Origin of the sequence: Cecembia rubra, from assembly GCF_003014575.1 — a bacterium.
GTDB classification, from domain to species: domain Bacteria; phylum Bacteroidota; class Bacteroidia; order Cytophagales; family Cyclobacteriaceae; genus Cecembia_A; species Cecembia_A rubra.
In genome coordinates, this window is the sequence record NZ_PYGF01000002.1 from 39771 (window position 1) to 55188 (window position 15418).

General features: G+C 38.4%; 16 protein-coding genes. 7 read left to right on the plus strand and 9 right to left on the minus strand.

Annotated features, from left to right (window positions below):
* The first annotated feature begins 130 nt into the window (after positions 1–130).
* The gene (locus tag CLV48_RS04995; protein ID WP_106566181.1) at positions 131–469 is read left to right on the plus strand and encodes a DUF4296 domain-containing protein; all 339 of its coding nucleotides are present in this window, start codon (positions 131–133) and stop codon (positions 467–469) included.
* Between the two features lie 5 nt (positions 470–474).
* Complete coding sequence (locus CLV48_RS05000; protein WP_106566182.1) at positions 475–2862, plus strand: endonuclease MutS2; 2388 nt, start codon at positions 475–477, stop codon at positions 2860–2862.
* A gap of 59 nt (positions 2863–2921) precedes the next feature.
* Here CLV48_RS05000 and CLV48_RS05005 read toward each other — a convergent pair whose 3' ends face one another.
* The 6 genes from CLV48_RS05005 to CLV48_RS05030 are packed head-to-tail and all read right to left on the minus strand — an operon-like array spanning position 2922 to position 8575.
* Positions 2922–3401, minus strand: a complete 480-nt coding sequence (locus CLV48_RS05005) for a hypothetical protein (protein WP_106566183.1) — start codon at positions 3399–3401, stop codon at positions 2922–2924.
* Positions 3402–3450: 49 nt separating this feature from the next.
* Positions 3451–4086, minus strand: coding sequence for an ABC transporter ATP-binding protein (locus CLV48_RS05010; protein WP_106566184.1), 636 nt, complete (start codon positions 4084–4086; stop codon positions 3451–3453).
* A 2-nt stretch (positions 4087–4088) separates the two neighbouring features.
* Positions 4089–4868, minus strand: a complete 780-nt coding sequence (lpxA, locus tag CLV48_RS05015; protein WP_106566185.1) for an acyl-ACP--UDP-N-acetylglucosamine O-acyltransferase — start codon at positions 4866–4868, stop codon at positions 4089–4091.
* Positions 4865–6259 carry a bifunctional UDP-3-O-[3-hydroxymyristoyl] N-acetylglucosamine deacetylase/3-hydroxyacyl-ACP dehydratase gene (locus tag CLV48_RS05020; protein ID WP_106566186.1) on the minus strand — a complete coding sequence of 465 codons (1395 nt, stop codon included), beginning with the start codon at positions 6257–6259 and terminating at the stop codon, positions 4865–4867. The genes lpxA and CLV48_RS05020 overlap by 4 nt, the downstream gene beginning before the upstream one ends.
* A 36-nt stretch (positions 6260–6295) precedes the next feature.
* The gene (gene lpxD / locus CLV48_RS05025; protein WP_106566187.1) at positions 6296–7318 is read right to left on the minus strand and encodes a UDP-3-O-(3-hydroxymyristoyl)glucosamine N-acyltransferase; all 1023 of its coding nucleotides are present in this window, start codon (positions 7316–7318) and stop codon (positions 6296–6298) included.
* 18 nt (positions 7319–7336) lie between these two features.
* The gene (locus tag CLV48_RS05030; RefSeq protein WP_211299901.1) at positions 7337–8575 is read right to left on the minus strand and encodes an HD domain-containing protein; all 1239 of its coding nucleotides are present in this window, start codon (positions 8573–8575) and stop codon (positions 7337–7339) included.
* Between the two features lie 51 nt (positions 8576–8626).
* Here CLV48_RS05030 and porX point away from each other — a divergent pair, with 51 nt between their 5' ends.
* From porX to CLV48_RS05045, 3 genes are read left to right on the plus strand one after another with little or no spacing between them, the layout of a single operon-like run.
* Positions 8627–10186: a T9SS response regulator signal transducer PorX gene (gene porX / locus CLV48_RS05035; protein ID WP_106566527.1), complete on the plus strand. Its 1560-nt coding sequence runs from the start codon at positions 8627–8629 to the stop codon at positions 10184–10186.
* 4 nt (positions 10187–10190) lie between these two features.
* Positions 10191–10634, plus strand: a complete 444-nt coding sequence (gene tsaE / locus CLV48_RS05040) for a tRNA (adenosine(37)-N6)-threonylcarbamoyltransferase complex ATPase subunit type 1 TsaE (RefSeq protein WP_106566188.1) — start codon at positions 10191–10193, stop codon at positions 10632–10634.
* Positions 10627–11829 carry an alanine dehydrogenase gene (locus CLV48_RS05045; RefSeq protein ID WP_106566189.1) on the plus strand — a complete coding sequence of 401 codons (1203 nt, stop codon included), beginning with the start codon at positions 10627–10629 and terminating at the stop codon, positions 11827–11829. Before tsaE ends, CLV48_RS05045 begins: the two co-directional genes overlap by 8 nt.
* A gap of 10 nt (positions 11830–11839) precedes the next feature.
* Here CLV48_RS05045 and CLV48_RS05050 read toward each other — a convergent pair whose 3' ends face one another.
* Complete coding sequence (locus CLV48_RS05050; RefSeq protein WP_106566190.1) at positions 11840–12298, minus strand: response regulator; 459 nt, start codon at positions 12296–12298, stop codon at positions 11840–11842.
* A 394-nt stretch (positions 12299–12692) separates the two neighbouring features.
* On the opposite strand from CLV48_RS05050, the gene CLV48_RS05055 reads away from it, so the two are divergent.
* Positions 12693–13232, plus strand: a complete 540-nt coding sequence (locus tag CLV48_RS05055; protein ID WP_106566528.1) for an inorganic diphosphatase — start codon at positions 12693–12695, stop codon at positions 13230–13232.
* 52 nt (positions 13233–13284) lie between these two features.
* Positions 13285–14331, plus strand: a complete 1047-nt coding sequence (locus CLV48_RS05060; protein WP_106566191.1) for an outer membrane beta-barrel protein — start codon at positions 13285–13287, stop codon at positions 14329–14331.
* On the opposite strand, the gene CLV48_RS05065 is transcribed toward CLV48_RS05060, so the two are convergent.
* Entirely contained in the window at positions 14303–14788 is a 486-nt protein-coding gene (locus CLV48_RS05065; RefSeq protein ID WP_106566192.1) for a hypothetical protein, read from the minus strand. The genes CLV48_RS05060 and CLV48_RS05065 overlap by 29 nt on opposite strands.
* A complete protein-coding gene (locus CLV48_RS05070; protein ID WP_106566193.1) occupies positions 14785–15390 on the minus strand; it encodes an acyl carrier protein phosphodiesterase in 606 nt (201 codons plus the stop codon). The genes CLV48_RS05065 and CLV48_RS05070 overlap by 4 nt, the downstream gene beginning before the upstream one ends.
* Positions 15391–15418: the final 28 nt, after the last annotated feature.

Below are 15418 nucleotides of genomic sequence, written 5' to 3' on the forward strand. Positions count from 1 at the left end.
AATAAAAAGTCAAAGTGGAATGCGTGCATTTTCTTTTCAAAAATCGAATTCTATTTAAGATAATTTAAGGTTTGGATTCCCTTCTGACCAACATTATCCAAAATCAATTTTTAAGTCTTATTTTTACAGTGTGAAAAATGTGATCTTACGTGGCGCTTTATTTCTAGTGCTTCTTTCCTGCAATAAAAACAAAATTCCTGAAGGCATTTTGGATGAAGACAAAATGGTGGAATTACTTGTGGAAATTCACTTTGTTGAAGGATTGGTCAGCACCTTTCCTGTCCACTACGATTCTTCCAGAGTGCTTTACCCTTTGTTTGAAAAGGAGATATTTGAAAAACACCAAATCCCGGATTCTGTTTTTAGAAGAAGTTTGGAATATTACATGAGAGATGCCAAAACTATGGATCGCTTGTATGCAAGGACCATAGATTCTTTACATGTAATTGAAAAGTCCGGAAACCAATAATACCCATGTTATATCCGAAAAATCTCGAGGAAAAGATCAACTTTCAAAAGATTAGGGAACTACTCAAAGAGGAGTGTACCAGTATTTTAGGAATGGATTTTGTCGATAAGATGTCCTTTTCTAAAGACCTGAAACTGGTTAACAGACTTTTGGATCAGACTGATGAGTTTAAAAAAATTATAGAATCAGGTGAGTTCTTTCCATCTTCCAATTTCACCAATATTTATCCCTATCTGGAAAGGGCTAAGGTTCCGGGTACTTTTTTGTATGAAGAGGATTTTCATGAAATCAAACTGGCCTTATTTACCCTGAGCAGGTGTATTGAGTTCTTTTTGGATCATGAAGAGGTCTACCCACAGCTTTTTGAACTTCTGGGACTTGTAAATCTCAACAATGATTTATTAAGGGAAATCGAAAGGATAATTGATGAAAAGGGGAAGATAAGAAATAATGCATCCAGAGAGCTATCCTTGATCAGGTCCCAGATTCTCTATGAGGAAAACAGGCTTCGGAAAGTCTTAGAGAGAATTTTTAAAGATGCCAGATCCAAAGGTTACACTCCGGAAGATGCCTCTATTACTATTAGGGGCGGGAGAATGGTCATACCTGTTTTGGCGGAAAATAAGCGCAAAATTAAAGGATTTATCCATGATGAATCTGCCACTGGACAGACTGTCTTTTTGGAGCCTGCAGAGGTATTGGATATCAACAATGAGCTGAAAGACCTTGAATACATGGAGCGAAGGGAAATTCAGAGAATCCTTACCACGCTTACAGATGTCCTTAGACCTTATATTCCCGAACTCAGGAAAGCATTTCATTTTCTTGGTATGGTTGATTTCATTCGAGCCAAGGCTAAGTTTGCGATCAAGACAGCCTCTAATAGGCCTATTCTTGAAAAGACCAGGCATATCAATTGGTCCAATGCCCGGCATCCTTTGTTGGAAATTGCTTTGAAGCAACAAGGGAAGAGTATAGTGCCTTTGAATATTCAACTGGATCATAATAGGAGGTTATTGGTCATTTCAGGCCCCAACGCAGGAGGGAAATCTGTGTCTTTAAAGACAGTGGCAATGATCCAATACATGCTACAGAGCGGGTTATTGGTTCCTTTGGACGGACATTCTGTCTGTTGTCTGTTTGATAATTTTTTCATCGATATCGGTGATGAGCAGAATATTGAAAATGATCTGAGTACCTATAGTTCCCACCTGTTGAGCATGAAGTACTTTGCTCAATTCTCTGATAAAAAGACGATACTTTTTATAGACGAATTTGGTACTGGTACAGAGCCTCAATTTGGAGGGGCAATAGCTGAAGGCATACTTTTGGCTTTGAATAAAACAGGGGCTTATGGGGTTATCACCACCCATTATGGCAACCTGAAGCAAGTGGCTTCCAAAAGTCAGGGTTTGGTAAACGGGGCCATGAGGTATGATGTAGATAAGTTAGAACCCATGTATCAATTGGAAATAGGAAAACCCGGAAGTTCCTTCGCATTGGAGATTGCTTCAAAAATCGGAATATCAAAGGAAATCATTGCCTATGCAAAAGAGCATATAGGGGAAGAAAGGGTGAAATATGACAGGCTTTTGACAAAGTTGGAAAATGAAAAGGTGAAATTTGAGCAGTTGATTTCCGAGACTCAAAAAAAAGAGAGGTTGCTGGAGCAAAGACTGAAAGAATACAATCAGCTTAAGGAAACAATTGAAAACAATAAAAAACAGTACATCCAGGAAGCAAAAGCTGAAGCCAAGGCACTTTTGGATCAGGTAAATAAAAAAATAGAAGCATCCATTAAGGAAATAAAAGAAAGCAGAGCTGATACAGCCATTTCTAAACGGGTAAGGGAGGAGATAGAAACCCTAAAACAGGAAGTGAAGCCTGAAAAACGGATTTCATTAGCTCCAGAAATTAAAGTTATTGGTGGCGAAATTCAGGAAGGGGACTATGTAAGGTTAAAGGATAATGGCGCAATTGCCCAGGTTCTAAGTATAAAGAAAAAGGAAGCCGAAATCAGCATAGGAGACCTTAAATCTACCGTCAAACTCAACCGTTTGGAGAAAATTTCGCATGCTGAAATGAAGAAGGAGAAAAAGTCCTTTATCAAAAAATCAGGTTATGATGCCAATGCCAAGATGATGGAATTTTCACCGAATCTTGATATCAGAGGGAAAAGGGCAGAAGAAATTTTAAGTATGGTGCAAAACTTTGTCGATGATGGATATATGTTAGGATTGAAGGATTTAAGGATAGTTCATGGAAAAGGAGATGGGGTCTTACGTGAAGTTACAAGAAATATTCTTAGGAGTATGAAATCGGTTTCTAAATTGGAAGATGAACATGCTGACCGCGGAGGTGCGGGCGTTACTTTGATTACCTTAAAGTCATAAAATAAACAAAGTCCAACAGTTCATGCTGTTGGACTTTGTTTATCTAAGTTAGAGTACGATTATTGCCTTCTCCTCAAATTGAATACATAACCTCCTGCTACAGCTTCAATACGGGCATTTGGTACTGGGATATTAAACTGGAGCCTCAGATCATTACCGGTTCTGTTAAAAGAAATTTCCTGGCCTGATGCAGGTGCAGTGCCTGATAACCTGATCCTGTCCACCCGACCACTTACAAACTCCCAATTTCCATTAGCTGCGAAAAGGCTATTGTTATTGAAGGTTTGGTAGGTTTTACTGCTGTTGTTTGCTGAAAAGGTGATTTCAAAATTCTGATAAATATTGGTCTCAGACCTTCCGTCCCGTTGAACAGACCCCCCTCCCGATACAGTCCATGTTTGGGATGTGCCTCCCGTGAGGTCTTCGATGGCTAACTCCTCAGGAGTTTTTTGAGGTACGGGATCTGTTTTTTTTTCACCACATGAAGTAGAAAAAACTGTCCAGCTGATAAGGATCAGGCTAAAAAAGATTTTTTTCATTGAAAATTTAATTTTTAATCGTCGTAAAATTATAAAAAAGAATGAAAATTCAAAGATTATGCTTAAGCTTAAAATCTTCCACATGGATTTTATGTTGACAAAAACCGTACTCTTTAGGTTCATTGGAGCAGATTAAAATAGTTTTGTTTTGTCCATATTCACCAATCAGCTCTAAATACCAATGTAAACCTTTTTCATCTAAATTAGAGCTTGGTTCATCCAATAGAATCAATGGGACATCCGAATAAAAACAAAGGCCCAGTTTTAGTCTTTGTTTCATTCCCGAACTGAATTGATTGATAGGTTTATATCTATGCTCGATCAGATACATTTTCTCCATCATTTCTTCATGTTCCATTTGATTGATGGGTTTTTTAAAAGAGAAATGAAAACGGAGGAGCTCTAACAATGTAAATTCCTCCGGTAATTCCATATAAGGGGCTGAAATTGATAAAAAATTAAAAATTTCTGTATCAGAGATGTTTTGACCTTCCGATGTGTATTCTATTTTACCTTCTGTTAACGGGGTTAGCCCGGCAATGCATTTAACTAAGGTTGATTTGCCTGAGCCGTTACTTCCGGTAATTGCACAAAAGGAACCTTTAGGGATTTCTAAACTAAGGTTTTTAAAGATCCAGTCATATTGGAAGCGTTTTCCAATGGAATTTAACCTAATATCCAACATCCTTAACTGATGTATCCTTTCATAACTCCCCTTTCTGAAGATCGGATAAAGTTGACAATTTCATCCCTCTCTTTGGTGGCAGGAAGGTTGATTTCTATTTCTTCAAGTGCCCTGCTGTTATTCAAGCTATTTAGAAAGAGGTACCTATATACTTCCTGAATATGGCTTATGGACTCTGCTGAGAATCCCCTTCTCCTTAATCCAAGGCTATTTACTCCTGCATAGCTTAAAGGTTCTCTAGCTGCTTTTGTATAAGGTGGCACATCTTTTCTTACCAATGATCCTCCTGAAATCATCGAGTGCATTCCAATTTTAACAAATTGATGGATGGCACTGCTGCCTCCGATGATTGCCCAATCATCAATGGTTACATGGCCAGCTACCTGTACGGCGTTAGCGATGATAACATTATTGCCAACAATACAATCGTGGGCGATGTGGACATAAGCCATTAAGAGGCAGTTGCTACCTACTTTAGTGGTCATTTTGTCTAAAGTTCCCCTGCTGATGGTCACACATTCCCTAATGGTCGTATTATCTCCGATTTCTACGGTAGAATCTTCTCCTTGAAATTTAAGATCCTGAGGGACGGCTGCTAAAACTGCACCGGGAAAAATTTTGCAGTTTTTGCCGATTCTGGCTCCTGGGTAAATGGTGACATTTGAACCTATCCATGTACCTTCACCTATTTCTACATTACCATGGATCATGGTAAAGGGATCAATGTGAACACCTTGGCCAATCTTGGCGTCTTGGTCTATATGGGCTAGTTTGCTGATCATGATTCTTTTCTTACAATGCTGGCGGTCATTACGGCTTCACAGACCAAGGTATTTCCAACAAATGCTTCACCTTTCATTTTGGCTATGCCCCTTCTTATGGGAGCCAGTAATTCACATTTGAATACCAAAGTGTCACCTGGTAAAACCATTTTTCTGAATTTACAGCTTTCAATCCCCAGGAAGTATGTCCAGTAGTTTTCTGGGTCTTCAACGGTACTTAATACCAAAATACCACCCGTTTGAGCCATTGCTTCCACCTGCAATACACCAGGCATCACCGGGTTATTTGGAAAGTGGCCCATAAAAAAAGGCTCGTTCATGGTGACATTTTTTACCCCGGCTACTACAGTTTCATCCAAATAGATAACCTTGTCCAATAATTGAAAAGGGTATCTATGGGGAAGAATATTGCTGATTTGGTTAATATCCATTACTGGAGGAAGCTTGGGGTCGTAATATGGAATATGTGTAGGTCCAATTTTTTCCCAAGCTCTTTTTAATTTTTTTGCAAAAGCCACATTAGCCGCATGACCCGGTCTAGCAGCTAATATCTGAGCCTTTAGCGGTCTTCCTACCAGAGCAAGGTCTCCAATAACATCAAGAAGTTTGTGTCGGGCAGGTTCGTTTTTATATCTCAGGTCAACATTGTTAAGGATGCCTTCCTTACGGACTTCTACCTTTTGTTTGTTGAACATTTTGGCCAGGTGGTCCAATTCAGAGTCTTCCACTATCCGGTCTACCACTACAATTGCGTTGTTGAGGTCTCCTCCTTTAATCAGATTTTGATTATATAGCGTCTCTAACTCATGTAAAAAACAAAAAGTCCTGCAAGAAGCAATTTCTGATTTAAATTGAGAAATATTGGTGATTGAGGCATGTTGACTACCCAATACCGGGGAATTATAATCAACCATCACCGTAACCCTGTAGTCATCTAAAGGAAGGGCGGCCAATTCTACCTCTCTGGAAGGCTCCCTGTAAGTGATACTTTCTGGAACTTCAAAAAACCTTCTTAAAGCATTTTGCTCTTCGACCCCGGCTGATTCCAGGATTTCAACAAATTGAATGGAGGATCCGTCCATAATCGGTGGTTCCGGGCCATCAATTTGCATGAGTACGTTGTCTATTTCAAGGCCAACTAAAGCCGCTAAAACGTGTTCTACAGTGAATATTCTAGCTCCACTTTGCTCTAGAGTAGTTCCTCTGGATACATCAACTACATTGTCGACATCTGCATCTATAATAGGCATTCCTTCAAGGTCAATTCTTTGGAACTTGAAACCATGGTTAGGAGGAGCCGGTAAAAATGTCAAATTGGAAATTACTCCAGTGTGAAGCCCAACACCTGATACAGTGACTTGCTTCTTAATAGTATGTTGTTTTACCCTCATCGGATTAAATAGTACTTTGCAAATAAGGCCGTAAAGTTATTGTTTTTTTTCCAGTTCTTTGATTCTATCCTGAAGACTGGGTAGATTTTTGAAAATGGAATAGGATTTCAGGAAGTCTTTGATGTCAAATCCCACGAATCCAAATAGAGTTTTTCCACTTTCATTTATGTTTCTTGAAATACCTGTTTTTGCCCCTATCGTAGTTTTATCTGCTATTTTGATATGTCCAACTATGCCGACCTGGCCTGCAATTACACAGTTGTTTCCAATTTCAGTAGAACCTGAAATGCCTGTTTGAGAGGCAATAACGGTGTTTTCTCCAACAATCACATTGTGGGCAATTTGAACCAAATTATCAATTTTGGCCCCTTTCTTGATCAATGTACTTCCCATTGTAGCACAGTCAATGGTGGCATTGGCGCCAATACTTACATAATCTTCAATTATGACATTGCCAATCTGAGGAATAGTTTTGTAGGAGCCATCCTCTTGAGGGGCAAATCCAAAACCATCAGATCCAATTACTGCGCCTGGATGGATTTCACAGTGACTTCCTATGACTGTATCACTGCAGATTTTGGCGCCCGGATGGATTATCGTATGGTCACCGATTTTGACATTGTCCCCTATATAACTGTGGGCATGGATCTTCACCCCATTTCCAAGTTTACAATTTTTGCCTACGTATGAAAATGCCCCTCTGTAACCTGCATCACCCTGAACACTTGATTCGTCAAAATAGGATGGCTGTTCCACACCTACTTTTCCCATTTTGGTGATATTGGAGTATGCCTCCAAAAGTTGGGAGAAGCCTGTGTAAGCATTTTTTACACGAATCAGATTACATTTGATTGAGCGGGCGGGTTTAAAGTTTTCAGAAACAATCACTGCTGTTGCCTCTGTTTCATAAATAAACTGCTCGTATTTTTCATTGGAAAGGAATGCTATTCCCCCTGGTTTACCTTCCTGAATTTTATCCAAGCGGCTTACCTTAAGGCTTCCATCACCTTCCACTTTGCCGTTAATAAGGGCTGCAATCTGGTCTAAAGTAAATTCCATTTGTAAATTCGAATTTGGCTACAAAATTAAACTTTTGGCTTGGCATACGTAATGCTTCTTGACAATTTTGCTCATGGCTTTGATATTCGGTAGATCAGCTGCCTGTGCCACATCGATAATTTGACCCTTTTTTGTCAAGATGTAAATCCTTTCTTTGGTCAGATAAGCGTAATTGCTGATGGAACCCTGAGTAAAGAAATAATGAAGGTCATTCAATGGTATAGATAGCTTATTCTGGGTTTTCTTTTTCATCGCTGCAAGCTCTTCTTCTCCAAACTCTTCATTTCTTAAGGTTATTTTGAACAACTTTCTCCTTAAAAACATTTCAGAAATATTTCTTAAAATATAATCTGGTTCATTTTTCCACAATTTTACTGCTCCCCAAATATCGTAATCGTCAAGGCCAAGAAATACCTTCAACAATTCCGGAGAATTTTTGAAATCATAAAGCCTAAAATCATTTTCCAGGAAATGTATTAGTTCAGCTGTGGCTTTTAAATTACCCCTGGTTTGTTGAATTTCTTTCGCACGGGTAATCAGATTGATCAGCATTTTCTCAGCTGAAACGGTGGTTTTATGAAGATAAACCTGCCAGTACATTAATCTTCTGGCACTTAGGAAATTCTCTATACTGTACAACCCTTTTTCTTCAACGACCAATTGGTCGTTTTTAATATCCATCATTTTGATGATCCTGTCGGCACCAATTGTGCCTTCAGAAACTCCGGTGAAAAAGCAGTCTCTTTGAAGGTAATCCAATCTGTCAATATCTAGTTGACTTGAAACCAACTGATGAAAGAACTTTCTTTCATATTGACCTTTAAAAATTTTAATCGCAAGATCCAGTTGTCCGCCAAATTCTTTGTTCAACTCCTCAATGACCAAAAGGGAAATGGATTCATGGGGGATGTTTTGTAACAAAGAAAATTCAAGGGCATGGGAAAAAGGCCCATGGCCTATGTCATGTAACAAAATAGCTATCAATGCCCCCTCATATTCCTCATCCGAAATTTCGTTGCCTTTATGGCGTAGATTGTCCAATGTGATGCTCATGAGATGCATGGCACCAATTGCATGGTGGAAGCGTGTATGTAAAGCCCCGGGATAAACGAAATCAGTTAAACCAAGTTGCTTAATCCGACGTAACCTTTGGAAGTAAGGGTGGTCAATAATCGAAAAAATAAGTTCACTTGGGATAGTTATAAATCCGTAAACAGGATCATTCAATATTTTCCGGCTTTTCAAAGTCCCAGACATTTGATTGGTTCCAAAAGTAATTATAATTTTAAAAGAAATAAACGGCATTATATGCAAAAATCTAAAATCCTTTGGGCAGATGATGAAATAGACCTGCTAAAGCCACATATCATCTTTCTCCAGCAAAGGGGATATGATATTATTACAGTCAATAGTGGGGTAGATGCCATTGAAATGGTAGAAGATCAAAATTTCGACGTTATCTTTTTAGATGAAATGATGCCCGGAATGACAGGATTAGAGACTTTGCAGCAGATCAAAATGATTAAGCCGCAGATTCCAGTGGTCATGATTACAAAAAGCGAAGAAGAGCAGATCATGGATGATGCCATTGGTGGGCAAATAGCAGACTATCTGATCAAGCCAATCAATCCAAATCAGATCTTATTATCTGTCAAGAAAATCCTTCAAAACAAACAGCTTATCTCGGAACGGACCAATCTTTCTTATCGACAGGATTTTATGAATATTAGCATGGCCTGTAATGATGCTTCGAGCCATCAGGAATGGACAGATATTTATAAAAGGCTGACCTATTGGGAGCTTGAGATAGATAAAACCGAAAATAAAAGCATGCAGGAGGTTTTGGAAACCCAGAAAACTGAAGCCAATTCCCTTTTTTCCAAATTTATCAAATCCAATTACCTGAATTGGTTGAATGATTCCCGATCTGATGCCCCCATACTTTCTCCCAAACTCATGAAAGAAAAGGTCTTCCCTTTTATAAGTCCCGGAAAACCTTTGTTTTTCGTTGTGATTGATAACCTGAGATTAGACCAATGGGAGGTGCTAAAGCCATTGATTTCAGCTTACTTCAATGTTCATGATGATAGCACTTATTTCAGTATTTTACCTACCACTACCGCTTATGCCAGAAATTCACTTTTCAGCGGATTGATGCCTTCTGAAATGGCAAGATTTCATCCAGAATTGTGGGAAGGAGAGGATTCTGATGAAGGGAAAAATAATAATGAAGATGAATTCCTGGGAGAAAATCTTCATAGAAACAGGCTAAATATTAAATTCAGTTATAACAAAATACTTCAGGCTCATCAGGGTAAACTGATATTGGATCAATTTCAGAACCTGATGAGCAATGACCTGAATGTGTTGGTTTATAATTTTGTGGATATGATGTCCCATGCCCGAACCGATATGAAGATGATAAGGGAACTTGCCCCCAATGAATCTGCTTATAGGTCATTGACCAGAAGTTGGTTTGAACATTCCTCTTTATTTGAACTGTTCAAAAAAATAAATGATGTTGGAGCTGAGGTGATTGTCACTACAGATCATGGTACAAAAAGGGTACACAAACCCTATAAGATTATCGGAGATAAGACCGTCACCACTAACCTGAGGTACAAGCAGGGCAAAAACCTCAATTATGAAAGTGGGAAGGTGTTTGAAATTTTGAAACCAGAAGAAGCCAAGCTTCCAAAATTTAATGTTTCTACCAGTTATGTTTTTGCGGTAGAAGATTATTTCTTTGCATATCCAAACAATTACAATTATTATGTAAATTTCTACAAAGATACTTTCCAGCATGGGGGAGTTTCATTAGAGGAAATGATAATTCCAATAGTTCACCTGGTTCCAAAGAATATATAAAAGATTGAAAATTATCCGTTGTAAAAGCCTGGACGAGTTGGGTACAACAGCTGAACAGGTAATCCAATTCTGTGGGGAGGACAAGATTTGGGTATTTAAAGGGCAGATGGGGGCAGGAAAAACTACTTTGATAAAAGCCATCTCTAAATGGTTTGAAATTGAGGATGTAGTTTCTTCACCTACATTTTCCATTGTGAATGAGTACAGAAATCCAAGAGGTCAAATATTTTATCATTTTGATTTTTATAGGATTGAAGACCCAAATGAAGTGTTGGAAATAGGAATTGATGAGTATTTCTATAGTGGGAATATCTGCTGGTTGGAATGGGCCGAAAAAATACCTGCCTTTATTCCTTCAGATTTTGTATTTATTCAGATTGAAACAGCAGAAAATGGAGAACGGATTATCAGTTTGCAAAAGGTATTAAATGGCGAAATAAATGGTTGATTTAACAGAGGGTATAGGGATTTATCCAAAAGAAGCACCTGCAAAAGTAAAAACTTCGAAAAATTCCTTGGTAATTGGTCTGCCTAAGGAAACAGCCGCTCAGGAAAAAAGGGTAGTGTTGACACCCGAGGCAGTTGCTCTTTTGGTCAATAATGGTCAACAGGTAGTTATTGAGACCAATGCTGGTCTACATGCCAAATTCTCTGATAAAGATTATTCTGATGCTGGTGGCAAGGTGGTCTATTCTGCCAAAGAAGCTTTTGATGCTGAAGTGGTCCTGAAAGTAGAGCCGCCAACCACTGAAGAAATTGAATACATGAAAGCTGGTTCATGTCTGATTTCCGCATTACAATTAGGTAAACAGCACCCTGATTTTATTCATGGGCTAAACAGAAAAAGGATTACAGCTGTTGCCTTTGAGCACTTAGAAGATAAAGTTGGGGGGATGCCTGTGGTCAGGGCAATGAGTGAAATTGCAGGAAGTACGGTCATGCTTATCGCTGCTGAATATTTGAGCAGCGTTCATGAGGGTAAGGGTTTAATATTAGGAGGGATAACTGGAGTACCGCCCACAGAAGTAGTAATTGTGGGTGCCGGGACAGTAGCTGAATATGCGGCCAGGACTGCTTTAGGCTTAGGGGCAAGTATAAAAGTGTTTGATAACCATATCTATAAACTCCGAAGAATCAAGCAGCTATTAGGGCAGCAAGTTTACACATCTACGATAGATAATTATACCCTAGGTCAAGCCCTTAAAGAGGCAGATGTAGTCATAGGTGCTCTTAGAGCCGAAAAAGGAAAAAACAAGATTGTAGTCAGTGAAGAAATGATTTCAGGCATGATGGAGGGAAGTATAATCATCGATGTGAGCATTGACCAAGGTGGCTGTATTGAGACAGCAGAAATGACCTCCCATGAAAATCCGACCTATGTGAAACATGGTGTGATCCATTATTGTGTACCCAATATTGCTTCCAGAGTAGCTAGAACTGCCTCTGCCGCGCTCAGCAATATTTTTACACCTATTTTACTTCAAATGGCAGATCTGAGAGGTGCTGAAGAGATGATTTTTAACTATAAATGGTTCATGAAGGGTGTTTACACTTACAGAGGCAGTCTTACAAATGCCTATTTAGCCAGGAAATTCTCCATGACGCATAAAGAGCTCCAGTTATTGTTAGCTGCAAGGTATTAAAACACAGGGCTTATTTTGAGGGGATTTCAAAGTCCCTTTTTAGATCTAGAATTTCTTTTTGTAGGTTTTTGACTTCTTTCCTCAAACAATAAGTTTCATAGGCATTACGAATGATGTTTTTGAAGTAAGCTTCATCCCAAGGTTTGGTGAGGTAATGGTAAATGACACCTTCTTGAATGGCTTCCTGAACAAGTTGTATGTCCGAATATGCACTTAAAAGCAACCTGATCGGTTCTGGGTATTCATTCATGACCGTAGTCAAAAAGTCAAGGCCCGTTTCTGAGGGCATCCTCTGATCAGAAATGATAATGTCAAATGATTTATTGCTTAATATCTGTAAGGCATCTTTTGAAGAAGCAGCAAGTTGAATTTCGAAATCATGCTTAAAAGTTGTCCTGAATGCCTGAAGATTGATTTCTTCGTCATCTACATACAGGATTTTTATTTTTTCTGCTTTGTTATTTGGCATTGTGGGCAATAAGCTTTTATGTGACTTGGCCGAAAATAAAAACCAAACCTATATAGAACTGCTAGGCTTAGGTTTTCCAAATATCGAAATATTTATGGACTTGTTAATTTTTTTTTAGTTTTTAGTTTTTCAATTTTTTATTCTCTTAATAAAACAGGTGTTTGGTCGGTTGTACCTTTTCAAAATAATTTATTGTTCAAGGATCTGGTTTTAGTCTTTAATGTGGGGATAGTATACTCCATTTAGAATAGATTGAAAGGGCCAAAAGTGATATTTCACAATTTCAACTGGGCTTGTTAATTTGAGCTCAGTACGGAAAAAGGCCATGCGCTCTTTGTTTAAAAGGTATTTGGCAGTAATTTTACATCCCAGATTATATAAAAAGTTTTTCGTTATGATAAATCCATGGCACGATGTGCAAATAGGGGAAGATGCTCCTGAGTATGTAATGGGAGTGATAGAAATTCCAAAAGGTAGCAAAGGGAAGTACGAATTGGATAAAAAAACAGGAATGCTGCTGCTGGACAGGGTTTTGTTTTCTGCTGTTCATTACCCCGCCAACTATGGGTTTATACCCCAGACCTTTTGTGATGATAAGGACCCATTAGATATCCTGATTATTTCTCAGATAGATATACCTTCTATGACTTTGGTGAAGGCCAAAGTGATCGGAGTAATGCGAATGGTAGATGGTGGAGAAGCGGATGATAAAATTATCGCAGTCGCTGCAGATGACCAATCTGTAAATTATATCAGTGATATTGATGAATTACCACCGCACCTGATGAAAGAAGTACATAGGTTTTTTGAAGATTACAAGAAGCTTGAAAATAAAGAAGTTAAGGTAGAGGACTTTTTAGGAAAAGAAGAAGCTTGCCGAATTATCAAAGAAAGCATTGAATTATACGATAAAAACTTCCGTACAAGAAAGTAGCTAAAAGATACCCGGGTAAGTATATCCGGGTTTTTTTCTTTAAATTTCAATTATGAAGTTTTTATTGACCCTCTTTCTTTTTGGTAGCCCGCTGTGGGTATTTTCCCAAAAGGGTAATTCTAAAAATTTATCAATATCGGGTTATTTGGAGTCCTACTATTCCTATGATTTTAACCAGCCTGATGAAAACAAAAGACCGGATTTCTTATACAACTTTGCTAGACATAATGAGTTTAGTTTTAATTTGGCTTTGTTGAAAGTCACCTATGAAGAAGGGAACATCCGGTCCAGTTTTGCATTAATGACAGGAAATTATGCCCAATATAATCTTCAAAATGAACCTACATGGGCGCAATTTGTCAATGAGGCTTCGGTAGGTGTTAGGATTCACAATAAATTATGGTTAGATGTAGGAATAATGCCTTCCCATATTGGATTTGAAAGCTGGTATGGAATGGATTGTTGGCATTTGAGCAGAAGTCTTATGGCAGAAAATTCTCCTTATTTTCTGACAGGTGCCAGACTTTCTTATGAATTTAACCCTAAATTGGACTTGGTTCTTTGGGCGACTAATGGCTGGCAAAATGTCCAAAGGCAGGATAGAAGTAGGGGTATAGGTCTGGGGATAGGGATAAATCACAGACCCGTAGAAGGCTTGGTGGTGAACTATTCCAATTATGTAGGGAATGAAGGTCTGGACCCAATTCCCGCTTGGAGATTCTTCAATAACTTCTATCTCCAATATGAAAAGGCTGATTGGGGGCTTACCCTAGGTACAGATTACGGGATTCAGGAAGTGACTTTTATTGGGGTCAAAGAGTGGTATGGATTGACTGCATCCATCAAAAAAACATTTTGGGAAAAGTTGGTAATTGCAGGAAGAGCTGAATATTATTCCGACCCAAGTGCCATCATATTGAATGAAAGTATGAAAATTTCCGGATTGTCAGCCAATTTGGATTTTCCAGTACGGGATAAGGCGCTGATAAGATTAGAAGCTAGGCAATTTATTAGTCCCAAAGCTGATTTTTCATTGCCTGGTGCAAGATTCAGTAAGGGTAATACAGCAATTACTGCTTCTTTTGCTGTCCGCTTTTGATTTTTTTCATGGCGCTTACCTTTTTCTTTGGGATCTTTTTTTGAAGGTATTGAACAAAATCATCATAATTGACATGCTCATGATTGCTTATCATAAATGAAGTTTTGTCATCAAAAGCTATGGTTAATTGCTTAAACTCTCTTTTGTTGGAAATCATTATTTCTTCATCCCAAATCATCACCTGATTGAGGTCATAGACTGTTGTTCGTTTCCTTAATGGAAATGTCGTTATGATTTTTTCTTTACCCGCCGATATAAATTTAAAAGCGGCCATCATTTTGATCAATAATAGCAGGATTACTAAGGTCAGAATTACTGATGCGATCAGATAAAAAGATAAACCGAATGTTCTTTGAGTGCTGAAGTGATTCAGGATATAAATTAAGCCACTAAATAAAATAAGTAAGACCAAACCTAGGGCTAGATAGGTATTGGTTTTGGGTTTACAGTGTATCATACTGGGCTCAATTCAGACTTGAGTTCAAAAAGTCTGTTTTTCGAATGGCTGACAAGATCCTCAAAGAAATCACCAAAATGAACCCTTAGGAATTCATGATGTTCATCTAGGAAAATATGGGCCGTATCCAGATTAGACTGAAATTTTGTCTTTTTGGCCATACCCGTCATGGCTCGTCTAATACCGTCCAATTCTCCGTATCCACCAAGCCAATTATAGTAGCGCATATAAGCAAAGGTTTTCATGAACTTTTCGGGTACTACAGTTCTGAAGCTATCTATGGTTTCATAAACATCCTGCACAAAATCCTGAAGTGGAAGATGATGGTAATTGTTCCAATACTTGGCAAGAAAGTAATCAAAGTACATGTCTGTAATAACAGTAGAGTATCGGCCATATTCAGGTTTGAGGATTTCCTGGGCTTCTTTTACTACTGGGTGATTGTCTGTAAATTTGTCTATGGACCAATGGAGTTTGACACCTATCACTATTTCTTTTTCGTAGGATTTTTCTATGGATCCTCTAACAAAATCTCCTATAAAATTTCCCACCAAAACCTTTGGCTCTCCAAAAGACAAGTATGCATGTGCTAGATAATTCACGTTTTTCTAAGCAGTGATAAAATGCTTG